The 23,085-nt window shown below is 53.7% G+C and carries 19 protein-coding genes; 8 read left to right on the forward strand and 11 right to left on the reverse strand.

Annotation, left to right across the window (positions count from 1 at the left end):
- On the reverse strand, positions 1-426 hold the full coding sequence (locus G6R38_RS09075) for an STAS domain-containing protein (protein ID WP_166823172.1): 426 nt from the start codon (positions 424-426) through the stop codon (positions 1-3).
- A gap of 11 nt (positions 427-437) precedes the next feature.
- Entirely contained in the window at positions 438-1,796 is a 1,359-nt protein-coding gene (mtaB, locus tag G6R38_RS09080) for a tRNA (N(6)-L-threonylcarbamoyladenosine(37)-C(2))-methylthiotransferase MtaB (protein ID WP_166823175.1), read from the reverse strand.
- Between the two features lie 196 nt (positions 1,797-1,992).
- Here mtaB and ggt point away from each other — a divergent pair, with 196 nt between their 5' ends.
- The 4 genes from ggt to G6R38_RS09100 all read left to right on the forward strand — a co-directional run bounded on the left by ggt (position 1,993) and on the right by G6R38_RS09100 (position 7,839).
- Complete coding sequence (gene ggt / locus G6R38_RS09085) at positions 1,993-3,735, forward strand: gamma-glutamyltransferase (protein ID WP_166823178.1); 1,743 nt, start codon at positions 1,993-1,995, stop codon at positions 3,733-3,735.
- Between the two features lie 443 nt (positions 3,736-4,178).
- Entirely contained in the window at positions 4,179-4,721 is a 543-nt protein-coding gene (locus tag G6R38_RS09090) for a hypothetical protein (RefSeq protein ID WP_166823183.1), read from the forward strand.
- 80 nt (positions 4,722-4,801) lie between these two features.
- Positions 4,802-6,349, forward strand: coding sequence for a ribonuclease Y (gene rny, locus G6R38_RS09095; protein ID WP_206028516.1), 1,548 nt, complete (start codon positions 4,802-4,804; stop codon positions 6,347-6,349).
- Positions 6,350-6,477: 128 nt separating this feature from the next.
- The gene (locus tag G6R38_RS09100; protein WP_166823195.1) at positions 6,478-7,839 is read left to right on the forward strand and encodes a sodium:calcium antiporter; all 1,362 of its coding nucleotides are present in this window, start codon (positions 6,478-6,480) and stop codon (positions 7,837-7,839) included.
- An 80-nt stretch (positions 7,840-7,919) separates the two neighbouring features.
- On the opposite strand, the gene G6R38_RS09105 is transcribed toward G6R38_RS09100, so the two are convergent.
- The 7 genes from G6R38_RS09105 to G6R38_RS09135 all read right to left on the reverse strand — a co-directional run bounded on the left by G6R38_RS09105 (position 7,920) and on the right by G6R38_RS09135 (position 17,586).
- On the reverse strand, positions 7,920-9,608 hold the full coding sequence (locus tag G6R38_RS09105) for a sulfatase family protein (RefSeq protein ID WP_166823204.1): 1,689 nt from the start codon (positions 9,606-9,608) through the stop codon (positions 7,920-7,922).
- Between the two features lie 84 nt (positions 9,609-9,692).
- Complete coding sequence (locus tag G6R38_RS09110; RefSeq protein WP_166823210.1) at positions 9,693-11,081, reverse strand: DUF1501 domain-containing protein; 1,389 nt, start codon at positions 11,079-11,081, stop codon at positions 9,693-9,695.
- A 123-nt stretch (positions 11,082-11,204) separates the two neighbouring features.
- Positions 11,205-14,057 carry a PSD1 and planctomycete cytochrome C domain-containing protein gene (locus G6R38_RS09115; RefSeq protein ID WP_206028517.1) on the reverse strand — a complete coding sequence of 951 codons (2,853 nt, stop codon included), beginning with the start codon at positions 14,055-14,057 and terminating at the stop codon, positions 11,205-11,207.
- Positions 14,044-15,705, reverse strand: a complete 1,662-nt coding sequence (locus tag G6R38_RS09120) for a LamG-like jellyroll fold domain-containing protein (protein ID WP_240928150.1) — start codon at positions 15,703-15,705, stop codon at positions 14,044-14,046. The genes G6R38_RS09115 and G6R38_RS09120 overlap by 14 nt, the downstream gene beginning before the upstream one ends.
- Positions 15,706-15,713: 8 nt before the next feature.
- Positions 15,714-16,241, reverse strand: coding sequence for a sigma-70 family RNA polymerase sigma factor (locus G6R38_RS09125; RefSeq protein ID WP_166823218.1), 528 nt, complete (start codon positions 16,239-16,241; stop codon positions 15,714-15,716).
- A 196-nt stretch (positions 16,242-16,437) separates the two neighbouring features.
- The gene (locus G6R38_RS09130; protein WP_166823221.1) at positions 16,438-16,722 is read right to left on the reverse strand and encodes a hypothetical protein; all 285 of its coding nucleotides are present in this window, start codon (positions 16,720-16,722) and stop codon (positions 16,438-16,440) included.
- A gap of 60 nt (positions 16,723-16,782) precedes the next feature.
- Positions 16,783-17,586 carry a hypothetical protein gene (locus G6R38_RS09135; protein ID WP_166823224.1) on the reverse strand — a complete coding sequence of 268 codons (804 nt, stop codon included), beginning with the start codon at positions 17,584-17,586 and terminating at the stop codon, positions 16,783-16,785.
- A 131-nt stretch (positions 17,587-17,717) separates the two neighbouring features.
- Here G6R38_RS09135 and G6R38_RS28240 point away from each other — a divergent pair, with 131 nt between their 5' ends.
- Entirely contained in the window at positions 17,718-17,846 is a 129-nt protein-coding gene (locus G6R38_RS28240) for a hypothetical protein (RefSeq protein WP_261345372.1), read from the forward strand.
- A 64-nt stretch (positions 17,847-17,910) separates the two neighbouring features.
- Positions 17,911-19,449 carry a sialate O-acetylesterase gene (locus tag G6R38_RS09140; RefSeq protein WP_166823227.1) on the forward strand — a complete coding sequence of 513 codons (1,539 nt, stop codon included), beginning with the start codon at positions 17,911-17,913 and terminating at the stop codon, positions 19,447-19,449.
- A gap of 32 nt (positions 19,450-19,481) precedes the next feature.
- On the opposite strand, the gene G6R38_RS09145 is transcribed toward G6R38_RS09140, so the two are convergent.
- On the reverse strand, positions 19,482-19,904 hold the full coding sequence (locus G6R38_RS09145) for a dual specificity protein phosphatase family protein (RefSeq protein ID WP_166823230.1): 423 nt from the start codon (positions 19,902-19,904) through the stop codon (positions 19,482-19,484).
- A 113-nt stretch (positions 19,905-20,017) separates the two neighbouring features.
- The gene (locus tag G6R38_RS09150) at positions 20,018-20,374 is read right to left on the reverse strand and encodes a HesB/IscA family protein (RefSeq protein WP_166823233.1); all 357 of its coding nucleotides are present in this window, start codon (positions 20,372-20,374) and stop codon (positions 20,018-20,020) included.
- A 243-nt stretch (positions 20,375-20,617) separates the two neighbouring features.
- Between G6R38_RS09150 and G6R38_RS09155 the strand changes: the two genes are divergently transcribed.
- On the forward strand, positions 20,618-21,628 hold the full coding sequence (locus G6R38_RS09155) for a 3'-5' exoribonuclease YhaM family protein (protein WP_166823236.1): 1,011 nt from the start codon (positions 20,618-20,620) through the stop codon (positions 21,626-21,628).
- Between the two features lie 136 nt (positions 21,629-21,764).
- On the forward strand, positions 21,765-23,063 hold the full coding sequence (locus tag G6R38_RS09160; protein ID WP_166823239.1) for an aldose epimerase family protein: 1,299 nt from the start codon (positions 21,765-21,767) through the stop codon (positions 23,061-23,063).
- Positions 23,064-23,085: the final 22 nt, after the last annotated feature.

The following is a 23,085-nucleotide window of genomic DNA, read 5'->3' on the forward strand; positions in this document are numbered from 1 at the left end:
TTACTCGGAATCCGCTGGTTCGGAACTCTCGTCTGGTTCCCTCTCCATCTGATCGAAGAATTCGAGGGCCTCCTCGTCATTCTTAGCGACATTGAAATAGTCGATCAGTCGGCTGGTGTCGAGAGTTTCCAACACAGTGGGAGTTAGGCCGATCAAGACCATCTCACCATTAACCCGGTGCATTTGTCGATGGGCTCGAATGAGTTTTCCTAACATGGAACTGGTCACGTACAGAACCTGGTTCAAGTCGACAATCAGTTGGCGACAACCGTATTTTTCGATCAGCGTGAGCAGTTCATGTCCGACTGATTCGATATTTTCCTCTTCCGACAACTTCGATTGGGTGCATTCGGCTACAACCACATCGCCATCGCGATGAAATCGGAAGCGGAAATAGTGAGAAACGAAGCTGCCAAAGTCGTCCACGGTTTGTCCTGTTACGTTACAACAATTCGTTGTTCGGTTTTGGCATCGGGTGATGCCAACCGTTTGGCGTACAGAGAATCTTGACATGTTTTGTCACCGACCGCCATCACAAATTGCCCGATATCGTCGTCGGTTCCAGGCAATTCGACCGGGACGTACGTCCGATCGGTCCCGCGGACCCAGCCCGGTCGATCTGCAATGGGGCGTTCAACCAGCACCTGGAGTGGTTGGTCAATCATGGATGTATAGTAACTCATCGCCAACTCCCGTTCGAGAGTGGAAATCCGCTGCATCCGATCTTTTCGAACTTCGGGTGAGATCTGACCGTCAAAATCGACCGCTTTTGTCCCTTTGCGGGCACTAAACGGGAATAGGTGGATTTTCATGAACTTCGCACGTTCACAGGCCGCCATTGTTTCTTGAAATTCCTCTTCGGTTTCACCGGGAAAACCGACGATGACATCGGTCGTGAACGCGACATTTCCGAGAACTTCCCGCATGCGATCGAGTTTGTCGAGAAAGCGTTCCACGGAATAACGGCGTCGCATTCGGCGGAGAACTGTGTCCGATCCGCTTTGCAAAGCCGGATGGAATTGCGGACACAGATGTTCGCAATCGGCGGCGGCGTTGATGAAATCGTCGTTGATCTCAGCCGTCTCAACGCTCGAAAGTCGCATTCGCCAGTCCCCTGGGATACGATCGAGTTTGCGGAACAAATGCCATAATCGAAACGGGGGCAACCCGGATTTCCCGCGGGTGGTGTCCACGCCGTAGTGACCGACGTGAATCCCGCTGATCACGATTTCTTTGTAGCCGTTGTCGACCAATCGGCGAACTTCGTCCTCGATATCTTCTGGCGGCCGACTTTGTAACCCCGGACGGACACTCGGGATAATGCAATAGGTGCACTTGAGGATGCAACCGTCCTGCACCTTGACGTAGGCTCGTTTGCGGCCATCGAAGTGGCTGATTCCAGCCGGCATATCGCGGATGCCGAGCCGATCCAGCACGTCCGGGAGTTCGCGTTTGTTGGTAACGACTTCGAAGACGTTCGGCAGATCGGAAACGGTTTTGGGGTCGCGAGTGGCGTAGCAACCCATGACCAGCGTGCGTGTTCCCGGATTCTGTCGAGCGAGCTGTCGAATCACCTGACGGCTCTTGGAATCGCCGGTGTTCGTCACCGTGCACGTGTTGACGACGCACAAATCTGCCGGTTCGTCGTCCGTGGCTTCCCGATATCCGTTCTGAACGAGAGCCTCTTTGACAAGCTGCGTTTCGTACTGATTGACCTTGCAGCCCAACGTTACCATCCGACACGTTGGCTGTTCGGTGTTTGGTTCTACGATTGTTTCCGTGGTTTCCGTCAGCATTGTCAATTTACCCAATTCGTTGCATCATGATGCAGCTTTGCCGTCGTTGAGGGGCAGTGTCTTGGCACCGGGTTCGGTTCACGCCCTGCGTTGAGTATAATCGGCGAATGACCGTCCGCACAGGTTCGTGTGGTTGGAAAGATCTTCTTCGGCCAAGGAATTGAGCCGATTCTCAGTTTTGTTACGGAGCATTTGGATGCATCGTAGAAATACCAAAACCTTGTTGATTGTGCTCACCACGATCAGTGTTTTGAGCACACGTCGTGTTCTGGCGGCGGAAGAATCGGCCGTCGAACCGGTTTATCAACATGCCGTGGTGGCGGCGGATCACCCGTTGGCCAGTGCTGCTGGCGTGGAGATGTTGAAGAAAGGTGGGAACGTGATCGACGCCGCCGTGGCGACGTCATTTGCGTTATCTGTCGTTCGGCCTTCGAGTTGTGGCATCGGCGGCGGTGGCTTTCTTGTCTTCTATGATGCCAAGCAGCGGAAGAGTTTTGCGTACGATTACCGCGAAATGGCTCCCGCGAAAAGCCATCCGGATATGTTCGTCGATGCGTTGGCGAACAATGCGGCCGTGCCGTTTCCCAGTCGCAATGGCGGGCTTGCCGTCGGAGTCCCGGGGACTGTTGCGGGTTTGCTGACCGTTCATGAGTTGTACGGGAAACTCGATCGAAAAACCGTCCTTGCCCCCGCAATCCGTTATGCCGCTGAAGGCGTGGAAGTCGATGAGCACATGCGTTCAGTGCAAAGGGCGATGTTGCAGCGATTTGAGGAGAACCCGACGTGGAAAGTCCGATTCCGTCCGCTGTACGATCTCTATCTCAACAAAGGGGAAATTTGGAGCAAGGATGCAAGGTTTTTCTCGCCGCAACTAACTGTGTTGAAAAGGATTGCAGAGAACGGTCTCCAGGGGTTCTATCTCGGCAAGACCGCTGTGCAGTTGAGTCAGACGGTGCAAACTGCGGGGGGGATTCTCAGTGAAGACGACCTAAGCAAGTACACGCCGAAACTCCGAAAACCGCTCCGTGGCCACTTTGGCCAAGCTGAGGTCCACACCATGCCGCCTCCGTCCAGCGGGGGAATCGCATTGTTGGAGACGTTGAATCTTCTGTCCGCCGCCGCGAAGCTCAACAAGACGGAACTTGACCAGTTGAAGCATAACAGTCCGGAATATTTGCATCTGTTGACGGAGTCGATGAAGCACGCCTACGCCGACCGAGCTGCTTACCTCGGCGATCCCGATTTCGTTGATGTTCCGACGCAAACCCTGATCAGCTCGAAATATGCAGCGGAATTGGCACGACGAATTTCGACCGACCAAACCTATCCGCCGTCCCATTATGGTCGGTTCTGGCTGCGGGACGATTCCGGCACCAGCCACTTTTCGGTAATGGATGCCGAAGGTAACGCCGTGGCCTGCACGGAGACCGTGAACACGTATTTCGGCAGTATGGTGGTCGATCCGGCCTTGGGAGTCGTCTTCAATAATGAGATGGACGACTTCACCGCTATTCCAGGCCAACCGAATGCGTTTGGCTTGATTCAATCGAAGTCGAATTCCCCGGAACCGGGGAAACGTCCGCTTTCGAGCATGTCTCCCACCATTCTCGTTCGTGACGGGAAAGCAAGTTTGGCGTTGGGAGCGTCTGGTGGTCCACGAATTATCAGTACGACGTTGCAAGTTCTGCTGAATGTGGAGAATTTCGGGCTGGCTCCGATGGCGGCCGTGCGGCAACCGCGAGTACATCATCAATGGTTGCCAGACGTTCTCTACGCGGAAGCCCCATTGATGACGGAAATCCAAGCCCCGATGAAAGAGCGAGGACACGTTGTAGAACGCCGCAGCGCATTGGCCATCTGCCAAGTGGCGCAGCGGAAAAAAGACGGGCTACGCGGAGCCAGCGACCCCCGCAAACACGGAAAAGCCGCTGGATACTGAGCACCTTGTCTCCACGATTCGCCGAACGCTTGGGAAATCATGGGGATTTTGGAAACCTCGCGGGGAATCGCTTCTCCGTACGGTTTCGATGGTTAGAGGTCAAGAACCAAACTGCAGGAAACCGTCCGGACGGTTGACCAGTCGGTTTGCTGTGATACGATACGCGTGCGTTTCTGCCTGCGCAGTGACGGAGAAAGCGGGCCTATTCTTCCGATGTTTGTTTCCCGGCCGAATTGGGGTGGTCACACGCCGTATTCTCCCGAAGACATCCGACGGACATCCTATCTTTTCCTTCACCGCTAAGGCGTCAACAGAAAAAATGACAGGAATCCTCCACGTCACTACGACGGAGAGGGCACTGATGCGGGGACGGTAGGTTTGCGGACCAAGGTCTGGTGATCTTGGTTCCGAAACGATCGGCCTTGTGTCGTACGAGTCGAGACATGTACGGTTCCGTTGAACAACCAAGACGGTTAACGGATTTGACGCGAGGGGACACAAATTCATTTGCGATCCCCATCGCAGGCGGGGAGTTCCACGTCAACGGTCGCGTTTCCTTCGCGGCGTGGGCGTGCGTATCGATAGGGATGGCATGGGCGATTGCCCGCAACGGTTGGCTTGGCCAGCCATGCTCGCAATCCACTACGGCGGTCATGGAGGACGAACGCAAGGGTCTTTTGCTGAACAATCGTGATGGTGCTCCGTTGGCATTCCCGGTTTCGGGAAAGGGGCAGCTATCAGGATTCACGAAAAGGACCGACTTCCGCCAATGGGTTTGGGCTGGTTTCGCCCAAACAACGTTAACCCGATCCGCATTTCCAACCCAACATCGGGAAGGATCGTCGGCATGTTTGCCGGTGCTGCGGGGCGTTTTTCGAATTGTGGAATCGCTTCCGCCTCTTGGGAACCGCGCGTCGACGCGGTTTCGCCTCGTCCGACCGAGTGCCGCTGACGATCGAAAGCAGCCTCCCATCTTAACCGTTTGATGCGTCTTCTCTTTTGGTGTAACGAATGCCTGCCAGAATGATTTGGCGGGTCGGGGATTCGTGAACAACACTGAAGGAATATGGGGATGGACATTGCCATCGCAGCCGTTGTGAGTTTGATCGTGGGAGGAGCCGCCGGCTACTTCTTCGATCGGGCTCGACGCGGAGAGGCTTATCGCACACGCGAACAAATCATCAAAGATGCCGAGACGGAAGCCAACAACACACGAACGAGCAAGGAGCTTGCGTTCGAGAAGGAATTGCTCGATCGCCGCAAAGAAGTCGAGAAGGAATTCAACCAAACCCGAGATGAACTCCGCAAGCTGGAAGCTCGACTCGAGAAACGGGAGTCCACGCTCGATGAGCAGGCTCAGGATTATCTCAAGCGAGAGCGGATGCTCGAAACCCGGCAAACCCGGCTCGACGAGAAAAACAAAGTCGTCGAAACCAAAGAGCGTGAACTCGAACGAGTTCTCAAGGACCAGCAAGAACAGCTCTATAAAATTACCGGTCTTAGCCAAGATGCTGCCAAAGAGTTGCTCCTGGAGCAACTCGGACGTGAACTTTCGAACGAAACCGGGGCGTTGATTCTTGAGCATCAAGCCAAGCTCAAGGAAACATGCGATCGGCAAGCCCGCGAAGCCGTGGTGATGTCGGTTCAGCGTTACGCGGCCGCTCACACGTCGGAAACGACGGTCTCCAGCGTTGACATTCCCAACGACGAAATGAAAGGCCGCATCATTGGTCGCGAGGGTCGCAACATTCGAGCGTTCGAGAAAGCGACCGGTGTGGATGTCATTGTCGACGACACGCCAGGCGTGGTGATTGTCTCCGCGTTTGATACGGTCCGCCGTGAGATCGGCAAGCTCTCGCTGCAAACGTTGATTCAAGACGGTCGCATCCACCCCAGCCGAATTGATGAAGTCGTTGCCGAGACTCAGAAAGAGATGGACGAACACATCCGGCAACTGGGTTTAGAGGCGGCTCAGGAAGCTAACGTTCCCGGATTGCATGAGAAGATTATTGACTTGATGGGCCGGCTCAATTTCCGTGTCAGTTATTCGCAGAATGTGCGACGACACTCGATCGAAGTTGCCCATCTCACAGGAATGCTCGCGCAGCAACTTGGGTTGGATGAGGTTTTGGCCCGGCGGTGTGGTTTCCTGCACGACATCGGCAAAGCTGCCGACCATGAGATGGAAGGCGGACACCCCGCCGTCGGGGCGGAATTGCTCAAACGATATGGTGAAGGCCCGGAAGTGGTTCACGCCGCGTTGGGGCACCATGACGACATCCGTGTCGAGCACATCTACACCGTTCTCGTGGCTGCTGCGGATGCGATTTCCGCTGCCCGTCCCGGTGCCCGTCGCGAGACACTGGAAAAGTACATCCGTCGCTTGGAAGAACTAGAAGCGCTTGCCAATGGTTTCCCCGGCGTCAACCAATCGTATGCGGTGCAAGCGGGTCGTGAAATTCGCGTGGTCGTTGATGCACGACAGGTCAATGATCGTGAAGCCGCAAAGATGGCACGTGACATTGCCAAAGCGGTCGAGCAGACGCTCACGTATCCGGGGGAGATCAAAGTCAGCGTTCTTCGGGAAACTCGCAACGTCGCCGTCGCTCGGTAGAACAAATGAAGCAAGCGTCGTCCACACCATGTCAGGTGTTGAAGACGCCTAATGCATCGCGTTTCATGTGAGTGGAGTTGTCAGGTGTGACCTGAACTCCACGTTTTTCATCTTAGGATTGTTAGTGAATGCCGAACGAAGTTGAACCGACCGACGAAGAACAAGTTTCAACAATCGGTCCCATCGTTTCGGTTCTTGCGTTAGTCACTTTGGGCATCTGCTACGCGGGCGGTTGGGAAGTTGGTTTCTTAGTCTCCAGCGTAGTCGTGATCTCAATTCTAATTTGGCAAGCCTGCGATCCATTTGCAGATGCTGCTCAGTGGATTGGCCAGCGGTTCGAACTTCCCGGTTCCGTGCGTGGTGCCACTTTAGACGCCGTTGCCAGTTCGATGCCGGAACTGTTTAGCGGTTTGTTTTTTGTCATTGTTGCCTTAACGAGCGTCGATCCTGGCGACCCCAAGGCTTTGGAAGCAGCTGGTGCCGAGGGGTATGCATCAACCATCGCGACCTGTGCCGGCAGTGCCGTCTATAACATGATTTTGATACCAGCGTTTTGCGCGTTGGTCATCTCGTTCTATCGTCAGAGCCGTCCCACGATCGATATTGACGACGAGGTGATCACCCGTGACGGTGTTTGGTTCGTTGGGTGCAACTTAGTTCTTGTCGTTTTTCTCTTTCAGGATGCTGTCACCTGGTGGATGGCAGTTGTTTTGCTCGGCTTATATGCAGTTTACGTCTATCACCTGTTCCATGATGCACAGGTTTATCGTGTCAAAGTGCGAGCCATTCAAAGGCATCTTGAGAAGGTCGGTGAAGACGCAACAGATGTAACCGTGATTGAAGCGGTCAAGGCGGAGGGGTACCGCGTGTCACGTGTGACCGCGATACGCTCCATCGATGCCCACGCCGAAGGGGAATTAGGAATTGAGGAGGAAGAGCAGACGCGGACAGCCGGCGTGTTCTTCGGCATGTTTGACGTGCCTTTGAACGGTCGATCGGCCTGGGCGATCATCGTGTGTTCGACGCTGGTGTCTGCGTTGGCGTGTTACTTTCTCGTCGAATCAACCTATCAAGCCGCAGAAGTGTTGTCTGTTCCCGCGTTCTTTGTGGCGGTGATTATCGCGGCGGCGGCATCTTCGGTGCCAGATACATTGCTCGCGATCGGTGCCGCGATGCGCGGTGATGATTCAGGCGCGGTCTCGAATGCGTTTGGGTCAAACATCTTCGACATTTGCGTATGCTTGTCGATTCCGCTGCTCGTGAATTCGTACCTGCTTGGCTGGGAGCCCGTCAGTTTGCTTCAGGACGGGCACCCCGCTAGCGGCCTCGTAGGACTACGAGTACTGCTTGTCGTGCTGACGATTTCGACATTAGGAATCATGTGGCACAAACGCCAACTAACACGCACCAAAGCTCTTGTGCTCTGTGGTTCCTATGTGCTCTTCATCGCTTATGCCGTTCTTGGCTCATTAGGTCTCCTTGACTTCTAAACACGCGAGAACTTTGAGGTGACGCTAGGCGACAATAACTGTCGAGGGGCCATCACGACCACGAAAGACTACAAGACGGTTTAATCATCATCCGTGACGTTTCCTTTCCAAGTCGTTACCCACTTTTTGCCAGCTTTGAGTTCTTCCTGTCGACGTCTCAAGTATTGGTGCGAGATTTTGACCGCCTCGGCTTGATCGGCGTCATCGTAATCCCAAAATTTCTGTACAATTGCTTCGCAGTCCGGGAAGTGGCTCCCATCGTCGCCAACCCGCTTGCGGGTGTCTGATAGACGTTGCTTAAGGTCCGCAACTAATTCGCGATGTTGGGGATCATGAAAGATGTTTTGGGTTTCGTGCGGATCGTTCACCAGGTCGTACAACTCCCAGCCCGGTGGTGTTTGATAGCCACCGTCGTAGTTGCAACCGTAATAGTAGATCAATTTGTGGGTTTTTGTCCGGATGCCAAGATGCGCGGGATTGTCATGGTGAGCCATATGCATCCAGTAACGGTAGTAGGCTTCTTGCTTCCAGCCGTCCGGTTCTTTCCCTGTTTCGAGGAGAGATTTAAACGACCGTCCTTGAACGGTTGATGGAATCTGAGCATCGGCAAAGTCTAGCATTGTCGGACCATAGTCAACATTCTCGATGATCGTGTCGAACCGTTGTCCTGGTTTGATCGTCTTCGGGTACCGGACAAGGAAAGGCATACGTTGTGATTCCTCGTACATCCAACGCTTGTCTTGGTAGTCATGCTCGCCAAGCATGAAACCTTGATCTCCTGTATAGATGATGACGGTGTTGTCGAGTTGGTTGGTCTCCTCAAGATAGCGGAATAGTCGACCAAGATTGTCATCGATGCCTTTGACACATCGAAGAAACTTCTTGAGATAGGCGTTGTAAGCCAGTCTTGTGTTTTCTTCATCACTGTAATGATCGGGGTTGTAGTTCTTGGGGAACTCTGCCGGGTACATCTTTGGTAAATCAAGCAGGTACGACCGTCGTGGGTTGCGTGACCCAATTGACGTCCCGATGTGAGGCAGCAATTCGTCGTTCGCTCCCCGTGTCGCAATCGAACCAAACTTGGCATCTCGCTTCCAAAGTGTCGGCGGTTCAGGAATCTCGACATCGGCAAGGTAGGATTCGTAGCGTGGTGCATTATCGAAATAGTCATGCGGAGCTTTGTAGTGATGCATCAGGAAGAAAGGTTTTTCCTGATCGCGACCTGTCTTGAGCCAATCCAAAGTGAGGTCTGTGATCGCATCTGTAACATGATGACCTTCGAACTTAATTGTGTTCTTACCCCAAGGTTTGTCGCCACGCACACGAAATTCGGGATTGTGATACTTTCCCTGACCCGGGAGCACACAGTAGTAATCGAAGTCCGCCGGTTCAGCCTTGAGGTGCCACTTGCCGATCATCGCTGTCTGATAGCCGGCTTTTTGCATCTGGATTGCTAGCATTTGCTGACCAGGCTCAACCTTCCCACTGAGATCAAATGTTCCATTCGTGTGGTTGTATAGGCCGGTGAGAACACACGAACGAGACGGTGAGCAGATCGAGTTGGTACAGAATGCGTTTGTGAACATCGCTCCTTCAGTTGCTAGCCGATCGATGTTCGGGGTTGGTGCGATTTTCGCTAGCCGACCGCCATACGCGGAAATCGCATGAGCCGCATGGTCGTCCGACATAATATAAAGAATGTTCGGGCGATCATTCGCATAGCTGACCGAACACAATAACGCAAAAGCAACGAGCGACAATCTCTGCATAGTCTAAATCTCCGCGGCGGTAATGTCTGTCTTGATGAGGTCTAGTGGCTTGGTAGCTGTCGATGTTCGGGAATTCACTGTACTTTAGGCGATCAGTTCAGGAATAAGCTCGCCGCCAAACTGCGAGAGTTGTTTATACCGACCGGCATGAAAGTAGGTTAGTTTGTTGTCGTCCAGACCCAGTAAGTGCAGCATCGTGATGTGAACATCGCGAATGGGGTGCACAACATCGACGGCTTCGGAAGCAATTTCGTCGGTGGCACCAACGATTGATCCTGCTTTCACTCCCCCACCTGCGAACCACATGTTCATCGCGTCCACGTTGTGCCCTCGTCCCAGAGCAGTAACGCCGCCCCGGTAGTTATTGTCAGGCGTTCGGCCGAATTCACCAGTCCAAACGACGAGCGTGCTATCAAGTAGTCCACGAGCTTTGAGGTCTTTAATCAGTGCCGCAATGGGTTGGTCGACGCTGGCGATTCGTGAAGAGTGACCACGTTCGAGATAGTCATGACTATCCCAACCCCCGGCAAAGATCTGCACAAACCGAACACCGTCCTCAACCAACTTGCGAGCCATGAGACATTGTTTGCCGAACGCAGCTGTTTCTTGACGATCCAAACCATAGGCGCGGTGGACGTGTTCTGGTTCTTGGGAAAGATCAATAATTCCCGGCACAGACATCTGCATTCGATATGCGAGTTCGTAACTCTCCATACGTGCTGCTAACTCAGCGTGCTCTGGATGGGCTTCGGCATGTCTGGCATTGAGCATCGCAAGACGGTCCAGCGCCTTTCTTTGATGATCCCGAGTTTTATAGCTCGGTGGGTTCAAATCAAGAATTGGGGAACCGTTCGATCGTAGTCGAGTTCCTTGGTAGTACGCCGGAAGAAAACCATTCGTCCAGTTGGCTGGTCCCGCTTGCGGAAGTGCGAGTTCCGTCATTACGACGTAGCCGGGCAGGTTTTGGTTTTCTGTCCCAAGACCATACGTCACCCAAGAGCCAATCCCTGGATCTCCTCCAAGTCGACTCCCCGTGTTCATTTGCAACAGGGCCTCGGGGTGATTCAGCGACTCAGCTTGACAACCCCGGTAGACACAAAGTTCGTCGGCGACTTCCGGGTCAGCTAGATACTGCCAAGGTTCTGACATATCAATGCCCGCATTCCCTACCTTTCGCGATTTAAATGGACTTCCAACGAAGAACCGTTTGCCATTCGCTAGTCCTGCCGTTCGCGTCGACTCCTTGGTATGAAGTTCTGTGAGTTTCGGCTTCGGGTCGAAAGTGTCCGCCTGAGAGGGGCCACCTTCCATGAACAACATGATGACGGCTTTCGCCTTCGGTTCATGCATCGGCGGCTTTGGCGACAGCGGGCCCGTTGCCTTCGCCTCCGAGGCCCGCAGGTCCGTCAATGCGAGTGCACCGAGTGAGGAGCCAAGTCCGAAAAGAAAATCGCGGCGTGGAATAGTAGCCATGTTAGATTCCTTGTGGTCGCCGAAAGCAAAGGGGATGTCGTCATCACCTCGGTTGCTACGACTGAAGAGTTGAACGCATGAGTCGAAACACGAATTCCGTTTGTGCGGTCGTTGTCGAATGTGCTAGTAGACGTAAATGAACTCGTTTGAGTTGAGTAGTAATAGACAGACATCAGCAAGTGCCCGAGTGTCTGAATCGACAGTCCACGGTTTTGCATCCGGCGTATAGTCTTCGTAGGCGTTGAGTTTCTCGATGAACTCGAATGGTTCGCCTGTGAATTCCTCGACAAGTGAGCGAGTCACCTGAGTCGGGTACTTGACCTCGTTCGGCTTGCGATTCTGATGATAGACTTGCATCTCCTTCAGATATTCATGGAGAAGCGATTGTTCGTCCGAAGTTGGTTTTCGTCCATACGCGATTTGAACCGCATGTCGAATCCATTGCTCGGTGTCGTCAGGGCGTTCCTTCTGAACTCGAAGTGCGAAGGCAATGGACCGGTCTGTAATTGTATCGCTATTGAGCAACGTAAAGGCCTGCGGTGTGACGGCAGCGGAATCGCGAAGTTCGCACGATTCGTTCGGGTTAGGCAGGTTTAGGATCTCCAAGAACGGGTCGGCCTGTCCGCGTACCCGGTATGCGTAGATTGTCCGGCGGTTTCGCTCTGCCGGTGTCCGAGATGCCTGATGGGCTGGGGCGATCGAGAACTGAATCATACGAGGCTGCAGAGCAACTTCCATGTTGATCTCCGGCATAATTGGTACGCCACCCATCTCGCGATTTAGTTCGCCAGTCACTGCTAGGATCCCATCACGAATTTCTTCCGCAGTCAATCGGCGCGGAGGGAACGAGGAAAGTCGTTCATTGTTCGGGTCGACGGTTGTTTGTCGATGATGGTCGGCTGATTTTCCGGATCGACGATAAGTTTCTGATGACACGATCAGGCGGTGAAGTCGTTTTATCTTCCAACCGTTTTCAATGAAATCAGCGGTGAGCCAGTCGAGAAGCTCAGGGTGAGTTGGTTTGCTGCCTTTCGCACCAAAGTTGTTCGCTGTTTTGACAATTCCCTGACCAAAGTGCGAGGCCCAAACGCGATTGACGATGACGCGGGCTGTGAGTGGATTGTCGTCATTGGCAACCCATTTCGCGAACTCGAGCCGACGCCCTTGTACCTCTTCTGTTAGCAAATAGGGGGCTTTCTTGTCTTCATGGCTAACTTGCCCCGTTGCACTTAGGACCCCTGGTTTGACAGCATCCTGCGGAGCCTCCAACGAACCACCCGCGAGAATGAAACTCTCGGGTTGCCATTTCTTGTTCAACTGGTTCGGCTTGCGAAGTTTTCGGCTGTTAACAAAACTAGCCGGCGGGCCATTGTAGACTGTCTGTGCCATTGGCTGATACCGCTCAAGTCGGCGTTGCCAGATCCACACATCTTGTTCGCGAACTTTTTTAATGCCTTTTTCTTCAGGGGTGAGACCCACGTGACGGGGTGGTTTCTGATCCTCGGGGTCGTTCTTCCGCGCGTTCTCATTCTTATAAGGTCGGTTGTGCTCGGCATACCACTTCTTCGCGGCCGCCTCTTGCTTGTTGTTGACCTTGGCGAGTTCCGCTTTGGCAAAGTCGAGGAGTTCTTTGGTTAGAGCTCGATTCTTTGCAAAGCCGTTTCGGTTTTCTACCGGTAGGAAGTCAACGGGCATTTCCGCCGGTTGCGTGGCGGCAAACGTTGCATACATTCGGTAGTAGTCACGAGTCGGGATCGGATCAAACTTGTGGTCATGACATTTGCAACATCGCATCGGCATTGCGAGGAATGTTTGCCCGACGTTGTGAACGAGGTCATCAAGATAGATCTGCCGGGCCTCATCTTTGGGAATCATTGCTGTTCCCCACGGACCCATGCGTAGTAGCCCAGTAGCAATCCGCGCTTCGGGATCATTCGGACGCAGTTCGTCACCAGCAATTTGTTCGACGACGAATTCGTTGAATGGCTTGTCATTATTAAAGGACCGGATGACATAGTCCCGATAACGCCAAGCGTTAGAGCGTTCATAGTCATTGGAGAAACCGGCGGTATCAGCATAGCGGACGACATCAAGCCAGTGTTGTGCCTGACGCTCACCGTAATGGTCGCTGTTTAAGAGACGAGTCGTTAAATCCGCCCACGCATGTTGACTATCCTTTTTCCAGGCTTCGAGGAAAGTGTTGATCTCGTCTTGACTTGGTGGTAGGCCTGTGAGGTCAAATGTTAGTCGACGGATCAACGTGCGCGGGTCTGCCTGTGGAGCTGCGGATAGCCCGGCCTCGTGTAGCTTTCGATCAATGAAGAAATCAATCGGGTTTTGCCCATCTTTGGTGAAGTTCTGGTGATCAAACTTCCGGACGGGCTGGAAGGCCCAGATATCTTGGGGTTGATAGCGACGATAGGTCCAATCATTCGAGAGACCGCCGCTGGTATCGACGATTATTCCATTTTCGTTCTCACGAACTGACCACTCTTCCTGTTTGATGCGACGTTGAGTTTCGTCGTTTGGCCACGGCGCGCCGGCGGCAATCCACTTGCGAATGTACTCGCTTTCCGCTTTCGTTAGACGGTCCGTTTCTTTGGGAGGCATCTCATAGGTTTCCCAAAGTACGGCCTGATAGAGGGAACTCTCAGCCGGTTTCCCAGGGACGATCGAAGTCTCTCCTGAATCCCCACCCTTCAGCATTCCTTCGCGTGAGAGCAAATCATAGCCGCCGCGAATGTCTTTCGGATCGTTACCATGACAACCGAAACATTTCTGTTTCAGCAGCGGCAAGACTTTGAGTGTAAATAACCGATTGGCGTCTATCGTGCTGTCATTGGCTATGACAGCAGGCGACGGATTCTGTAGGGCAAAGATGGCCACCGTGACGCAAAGGAACCAAACCGCTTTCGAAGCTACGGTTACTTTCGCGTTACTAGCATAAGGTTTCCGTTGTTGATCACGGTTTGCCATTGTTATAGATCTCCTTGATTTCATCAGCCGACAGTGCGGCGGCGAAGATGGCAAATTCATCGATGCTTCCGTTTAGGTTTCGGATGGCAAATTCGGAATCTTGCCGTGTGGGAATTGACCAGTTGCCGATGGATGCCGGGCCGATTCGTGTCGTCCCAACGACCAAACTTGGGTCAATTGTTTCCTCATGAAGGATCTCGCCATTGAGGAAATGAGTGACGCGACCGCTCTTGGCATCATATGCCGTTGCGACGTGCAACCAGCGTCCGCTGAGTGATGGTTTCCAGAACGACGGCGAGAGTACGGGCTGATGCGTTTGGGCTTTCTTGGCGTCCCCGCGAACATCATCCGGTTTGTGTCGCACCGAGAAAAATAGTTGGCCGGTATCAAGGATTTGCCAGTGTGGCTCGCCTTGATTGTAGTGGTCTGTGAGGAACAACGAATTGTACCAGCGATCAAGACTGTCAATCTTCACCCAGCAAGCGAATGTCAGTGAGGTGAACTCACCGGGTATCTGCACGCGGACGCGATCTCCCGGACGCTTAAATTCCAAACCGCTCTTTGAGGTCCAACGACCATTGACTTGATTCGCCCCGACGATTGCACCATTAAGGAGGGGCTTCTCGGGCTGTAAGCTACTTTCCAATCGTCGTAGCCAGTTCCCTTCTTGATTAAAGTCGTAGTAGGCGATTAGTCGATTGTCTCGACGAAACTTTTCTGACCACGCCTTCCACCGCAAATAACGTTCGTCGCGTTGGTTGGCGGCTCGTGACTCGATGGTTGCAATGTCTAAGAATTGATCTGGTGTGACTTCGGTCTTCGAGTAGGTTCCGTTCGAGCCACGAATCAAAGCGTCTCCGGTGGTGAGCAACCGCTTCTCGCTGGCGGGCTGTTGTAACTCGACTTCGCCGTCAAAAACCTGAATGTTCGCTTCCGACTCTGTAACGGATAGCCCGAATTCGGTGCCGAGATCCACAACCGTCATGTCATCCACTTGCAACGCGAACCCGCGTGCGGCTGGTGGGACCTGGGCACGAATTCGACCGCTACGGACTTGGGCTAGTTGAGGCGACTGTAAATCCAGCTCCGCGGGGCCCTCGACGATGACCGTCGCACCGCAGAAAAACTCGATTTGAGCGAATCCGGATTCGATAGCGAGTCGACCGGGCCGAATGGCGTCACCAACTTCGAGCGGGAGTTGGTCGTCTTCCCATTGGATATCAACCAACTGAGTAATCAACGCGACACCCTCGGATGTCGGTTCCTCACGGTCAACGTTACCGGGCCCCGTTTCCGCAGTGGTTGTGGATTGTTTGTTACCTGCCAGCTCAAGTTGCACGAGTCGACCAGTCAGGACAAACAACAAGACAGCTGCGGCTGTGACCGCCCAGTAGCTGACTCGGAAGACACGATTGGTCGTTTTTTTCGGCGTGGATGCTGGCGTCGTCTGCGTGGTTTCGGGGAAGTTCGTAGTCGTGAGACCAGCGTCGACATCAAGCTTCAATGCCGCGCTGAGCATCTGATGTTGTAGGTAGACCTTCCTGGCGTCCTCACTCGATCGCAGAATTTCACGAATTCTGCTGACGCCAGAGTCGTCAAGTGTGCCTGTTTCCCAGTCGAACAATAGCGATTCGAGTTCCTCGATCATGTTGGTCACTATTGCAGCCCTCCCGTGGAAGTGCGTTGCTGAACGCATTCGGCGAGTTGCCGACGAATTCTGAGGATAGCAACCTTGATCGCACCGACGGTCTTTTCAGCCGCGGAAGCCACATCGGCCACGGACATCGACCGGATGTAGCGATGTTCGATGAGTTCGCGGTTTTTGTCCGTTAGCCGCTGCAGGCATTGACGCAATGCAAGGCGGACGAGATCAATTGTCTCGGCCTGTCGCTCCGCTTCGCTGCTGATTGTCTCGGCCAACTCGGCGTCGAGGAGCATCCGGTCCCGTTTCTGGTCTCGCAAATGAGCCAGAACCTGAAATCTGGCAATTGCGAATGCCCAAGGCAAGAACGGTTTCGTCGGATCGAATTCGTCGATCTTTCGCCAGAGAACCAAATTGGTTTCCTGAACGACATCCGCCGTCCGACTATGATCGCCGAGCAGCGAATACACGTAGCCGTATAGTCGAGTTTGATGTTCGGTGAGTTGTTGAACGAACTCTTCCGACTGATTTGCTTGATGCATAGTTCCTCCGGGTACGTGGATTTACCACTCAAACTCCGAAGGTTACATCGAATTGGAAAAAAGTCCGAAAATGCAGTCAGGAAATTGCGATGCGAACGAGTTGAGAACAAGTCGAGATGTTCCCCGGTGAAAACGGAGAATCAGCCGAGTATTTGGCAACTCCGTTCGTTTGAGCATTGACGGAAATCAGATTTCGTTATGGAGACTGACCACCAATTAGGTCGGATTGACCGGCGGATTGCAGTTCCTTCGATGTCAGGAATCGCCAGCCGCGAACTTCGTGTCCGCAGTGTGGGCACTGCGGGTGTTGGGCATCGGGTCGCAAACTCGTCGACTGTTTCAGTTGCGAAGGTTCTTTCCAAACGGCTTCACACTCGTCGCAGATCGCAACAAGGTCGTTGCAGGCGTCGCAGGCGGCAATTCGAATCATCCCCTGACCGCAGCACGGACACATCCTCAAGTATGGTTTGGGTTCACTCACGACATATCCTCGGGGTTGGCGAATCAAGGGGAATGGAATTAGCTTCGCAGTGGAGACGTATCAACGCGGGAACGCCGTGATGACTTCGCTTGTTCCTTTGCGGACGACAATGAAGATCTTCCGCAATGCGGGATGGTTGCGTTCGGCTCCCGTCTTTCCGCCCAGGAATCCCACACGTCGTCCCATCGAAACTGTGTAAACATCGCGACCGTCGTCGCTTTGCGGACGAATCCGATCGGTCTTGATTTTCTTCCACGCTTCATCGATCCAGGCGAATGCCACGTCGTCGCCGCCATCGAACACCCCATGTGGACCGTCACGGTTTGGAATGTCGCGAGCATGCCGAAGCACGTGAGCTTTGCGAGTCAGCCCGTTGGGATCACGTCCAGAGTAACGCACACCGGCGGGACTGATCCACGTGTCACGGCCGAGGGACTTGAGCTTGACCGGTTCAGGCAACTTGTCCTGTTTGCCAGGTTTCCGCTTGATGATCTGCAGCCGATCCGCGGATTGCAGCCGGATTTGGAGTTTCCCGCGAAACCGTTCCAGACGGCCTCGGACAACCACATTCTGACCCTGAAGTGAAGTCGGTGCAGAATTCTTGGGGAACTTTGCCACAACATCACGCGGAATGAAGGTGACAAACTCTCCGTTGGCAACGAAGTTCAAGAACACGTGGCCCGAAGAGGATTTCCCCGTGCGAGCCACTTCACCCAAGACCGAAATTTCTTGGCCGACGGCTTGTTGCAGATCATTCTTGTTGGCGGCGGGAATCGGCGGCTTCGCTGCATCTTTTGCAGCCGAGTGATCGACGAAACCCGTGCTCAAAAAGAGCGTCAGCAAAATCAACATTGGCTTTCGCATGACAATTCTCAAAGGTTGAGCAAAACGGTCCATGAATTCATGGTGATTATGAAAGGGGATTTCGCGAGGGGGCTTCTCGAGGTGTGTTCTTCAGTCTACAGCCGGCGGGCCGAAGGTCAAGAACCCTCGGAATGCCAGTCGATCCTCATCAGTCACCTCGCGTGTTCTTGGATTCCAAAGGTGTTCGGTTTGGCAACGCGACATTCTTCATCGCCGAGTCGCGTTTGGGATTGGACTTTCCCCTTGGTACAATTTCGTGATGTGAGACGTGTATTGCGGTAGAAACTAAGACTTCGTCGATTTCACTTTTCAGGAAGATACTCCATGCGCACTCTGACTTTTGCGTTTGCTCTCCTCATGGGGGCAGCCATGTCGTTTCCATCGGTTTTGGTTGCCGAGGTCAAGTTGGCGGCGATTTTCTCGAATCACATGGTCTTGCAACGCGATAAACCAGTTCCGGTTTGGGGTTGGGCGGATGCGGGTGCCAAAGTGACGGTTGCCTTCGGCGATCAGAAGAAGTCGGTAACTGCGGACAAGACCGGCAAATGGACCGTCAAACTTGATCCCCTCGAAGCCACGGAAACGCCTCAGACACTTCAAGTTGGATCGAATCGCCACGATCGGTTGGTGAAAGTCACTGATGTGCTGGTTGGCGAGGTTTGGCTAGGATCGGGGCAATCCAACATGGCGATGACCGTGTCCCGCGCTTTGGATTTCGAGTCTGAGAAAGCCAACGCGGATTATCCTCAGATTCGGATGTTCAAAGAATCTTCCGGCGGAGCCGCGAAGCCACAAGCGGATGCAAAAGGCGGATGGGTCATTTGTTCGCCGAAAAGTGTGGGAAGTTTCTCGGCGACACTGTACTTCTTTGGCCGGGAACTTCACCGTAAACTTGATGTGCCGATCGGTTTGATCAATTCTTCGGTCGGTGGGACACCGATTGAGTCGTGGGTAGCTGCCGATGCACAAGCGAATGTTGCAGAACTCAAAGAAAGCCATGCCGCCGCCGTCAAAGCCTACGAGAGTTTTGATGTCGCTAAAGCGCAAGCACAATACGAGAAAGCCCTTGCTCAGTGGAAAACCCGGGCAACCAAAGCTAAGGCTGATGGCAAGAAGGTTCCACGACGTCCCACCAACCTAGCCGAACGCCATCAACGCCGGAGCGGTCCTGGCGGACTATTCAACGGCAAAATTGCACCACTGATTCCTTACGCGATTCGCGGAGCGATTTGGTATCAGGGTGAAGCGAATTCGCATGCGGAAAAAGGGAGTCTCTACCAGTATCAACTCCCGTTGCTCGTTGAAGACTGGCGGGAACGTTGGGGCGAGGAATTCCCGTTTGCGTGGGTTCAGCTACCGAATTACGAACGAGCCGGTGAAGGTTGGATGTTGGTTCGAGAGGGAATGTTGAAGTCACTCCGACTTCCCAAAACTGGGATGGCGATCACCGTTGACATTGGGGAAGCCAACGACATTCATCCGCGAAACAAGCAAGATGTCGGTCGGCGATTGGCGTTTTGGGCTCTCGGTGATGTGTACGATTTCGACATTGTGACCAGCGGCCCAGTGCCATCGGGGCACGAAATCAAAAACGGTGAAGTGATCGTCTCCTTCCGTCACGTGGGAGACGGACTACGAGCGAAAAGCGGCGAACTGAAAGGGTTTGTCATCGCAGGAACAGATGGCCAATGGAAACCAGCCACGGCGAAAATCCGAGACAATGTGGTCGTCGTTTCCCATCCGGAGATCAGTAGCCCTGTTGCGGTTCGTTATGCTTGGAAAGCGAATCCAGACGGCAATCTGACGAACTCGGCTGGTCTGCCAGCATCTCCATTCCGTATCAGCGATGATCACGCAGAGTAAGATCGCAGTGGACCGTTGCGGTCGAGGTGCAGCTATGCAATCGCCTTGACCGCGTTTTGTACTTGCTCAAAGAGTCGCGGGGAGATGTCAGCCGGTCCGTCGGCGGAAACCTGCATAACCGCTTGAGTGAAAGAAGTTTTGTCGAACAGCGACATCGCCGCTGCCGCCATGCAGACGGATCGGCTCATCCCGGCGGAGCAACACACGAGTGTGGGAACTTCCGCTTCCACAAACTCGGTAATGGTTTGCGCAACTATCTTCAGAAGCCACTCTGAGTTTTCACCGCCATCTGAGAGTGGAAAACGGCAACGAATCAATTCGCGAGGTAATTCCGCGAACGCCTCGCTATCGGCGAGTTCCACAATGGCTTTGATACCCGCGTCACAAACCAACCGCGGGTCGCGCAATGTTCCCTCGTTGCCAATCCAAAGTGCGTGAGGCGGAATTCTTCGCATCCATATCCCGATCGAAAAAGCTGGGTCAACAGATCGCAACCCAGCGCTCGATTGTATCCGATACGAAGCGATCCTGGGATGAGTCCCAGGCGGCGAATTTGACTCGGTCTTAACTACGCCGAGAAGCTGCTACCACAACCGCAAGATTTGACAGCGTTTGGGTTGTTGAAGGTGAAGCCGCGACGTTCGATGCTTTCGTGGAAGTCGATCGTCGTGCCATCGAGGAACAACTCGCTCTTCTTGTCGACGGCGATACGAACACCATGTTGTTCGCTGACGGAATCTTTCTCGGCGTCGGCTTTGTCGTCGAAGCCCAAAGCGTATTGGAAACCGCTGCATCCACCGCCAGCCACGCCAACGCGGAGCATCGTGTTCTCAGGGTATCCACCTTCGGAGATGACTCGCTTGACTTCCTTCGCGGCGGATTCGGTCAAGTTGATGGCAGACTTTTCGGTCAGTTGAACGGTCATGATGGAGTTTCTCCTGGGCCGTTAGAGTTGGCGACTTTGATTGTGTTCAGTCTAATTCGAGAGACACGACACGCGGCAACTCCGCGAATCGGTACCGTAGTATAATCGTCTTCGATCGGAATGACGAGGGGTTTTTCGGTTTGGAATTTGGGATTCCTTTCGAAGAAACCGTCGGATTTGCATTCTTGGCCATCTATTCGTATGTATCTATGGGCCACAAATTCGATGCGAGAGGGGATCAGAATGGCTGCCGAACCGCGTATTGTCCGCTTGTCCGAACTGGAAACCGGGCAGAGTGGAGACTGTTTTGTGATCTTAACCGAGAAGAATCGTCACACCACTCGCGACGGTAAACCCTTCTACCGCATTGGTTTCCGTGATTCAGCGCGGGCGGTGACGGCGATGGTTTGGCAGGATTCCGCTTGGTTCGAAGAGTGTGAGAGCCAATGGCAACCCGATCAGTACTACAAAATTCGCTGTCGATACGAAGAAACCTCGTACGGACCCCAGGTCGACATTGATCGGATTCGGGAAGTGGTCGAAGCGGATACCGCCGACGGATTCGACATTGCGGAATTTCATCCTCATACGCGATTTGACATCGATGAACTGGAACAGCGACTTCGACAGATCGCTCAGGAAGAAATTTCTGATCCTGCGCTCAAGCGGTTGGTGTTGGAATTGTTGATCGATCATGCGGAATTGCTGCGGAAACTACCGGCCGCCACACGGAATCATCATGCTTATACCGGCGGGTATCTGGAACACGTGGTTGCAGTGACGGAAACGGCGGTGTATTTGGCTGATAAGTACGACACCCACTACCCCAACATGCAGCCGAGGTTGTCCAAGTCGTTAGTCGTAGCTGGTGCGATTTTGCATGATGTCGGCAAGATCGCGGAATTGCGTTATCGACCGCAGGGCAGCCAATACACGGCCGAAGGACGGTTGATTGGTCACATCCTGCTCGGTCGTGACATGGTCCGCGAGAAAGCGGCAACGATTCCGGATTTCGATGCCGAAGTTTTGCTTCGGTTAGAGCACATCATCGTCGCTCATCAGAACCTGCCGGAATGGGGCTCGCCGGTAGCTCCGCACACGCCAGAAGCTCTCCTGGTGCACATCGCCGACGATGCCGACGCGAAATTCCACATGCTCGCGATGGCGTTGTCGGCTCCTGCAGACAATTCCGAATTCACCGACCGTCAGAATCCACTCCGACGAACAATCTTCCGCGGGTTCGTGGATGAATAAGGGACGTTCCGCCGTTTGGACCGAGATGCCATCTGAAATTGCACACGCTTGACCGCAAGCAGTCGGAATCGCAAACTGAGCCGGTGGTTCCGAGTGGACGGAGACTTTTCGGCAGACTTAATAGATGAGGTCCATCATGCGAATGCGTTCTTGGCAGGCGGCCGTTGTGGCTATGGGGTTGATGGCGGTGACGGGGTGCGGCGGTGGAGAGAATCCACCGGATGTGAAAACCTCGCAACCGGGGGAAACGGCGAGTTCCTCTGAAGAACCAGCCGAGACCACAATGATGCGACTCGAAACCGAACCGTTTGGAAAGTGGACGGACCCGGCCGGTGAAACTCACCAGGTGACGAAATACATTCTCTCCAATGGACGTGTGACGGTTTCGATTATGGACTATGGCGCGATCGTGCAATCGTTGATGACGCCGGATCGCAACGGTGAGATGGAGAACATCACGCTGGGATTCGATGACCTGGCGCCCTATGCCGACATGGACAAAAAAGACCCGTACTTCGGCGCGATTGTGGGGCGATATGGCAATCGAATCGCGGACGGGAAATTCAAGATCGATCTTCCCGAAGGCACCGCTGCGACCAACAACGGTGAAACCTACACCTTGGCCACTAATAACGGGCCGCACCACCTGCATGGTGGTGATCGCGGCTTCAATGATGTCCTCTGGCACGCGCGACCGATGCCGGCCGACGTGACTAGTGACGGTAGTGTGGGCGTCCATCTGACATACATCAGCGCCGATGGGGAAGAAGGGTACCCAGGGCAGCTACGAAGTGAAGTGGTTTATCGTCTGACACCGGACGACGAACTCCACATCGAGTATACCGCAAGCACCGATGATAAGGCGACACCGGTGAATCTCACGAATCACTGTTATTGGAATCTCGGTGGTGTGGATTTACAGAATCCAGAGGCATCGGAAAGCATTTTGGATCATGAATTGATGCTGAACTGCGAACGCTATCTCCCGGTGGATGACACATTGATTCCGACGGGCGAATTGAAGTCGGTCCAAGGTACGGAATTTGATTTCACAAAGGCTCATCCAATCAAGAAGCACTTCGCTGATCTCAAAGGTGATGACGAGAAGGGGGGCTACGATCACTGTTTCGTCACGCCGAACCTCGGGAAAGATCAACCGAAGCTCACATTGGTGGCTCGATTGTCTGATCCGAAATCCGGCCGCGTCATGGAGATTGAAACCGATCAGCCCGGCATTCAGTTCTACACCGGGAACTTCCTGAGTGGCGGACCGTCGGACGCCGGTTTCCCCCAGCATCACGCCTTGTGCTTGGAAACCCAACAACTTCCGGATTCGCCGAACCAGCCCGAGTTCCCTTCTGCGATTCTTGAACCCGGTCAAAGTTACAAGCACACGACAGTCCATCGGTTTTCGACAATGGATGAGGATGAGTAAAGTTCCGGGATTTGGCGGTGAT

Origin of the sequence: Thalassoroseus pseudoceratinae, from assembly GCF_011634775.1 — a bacterium.
Classification (GTDB): Bacteria; Planctomycetota; Planctomycetia; order Planctomycetales; family Planctomycetaceae; genus Thalassoroseus; species Thalassoroseus pseudoceratinae.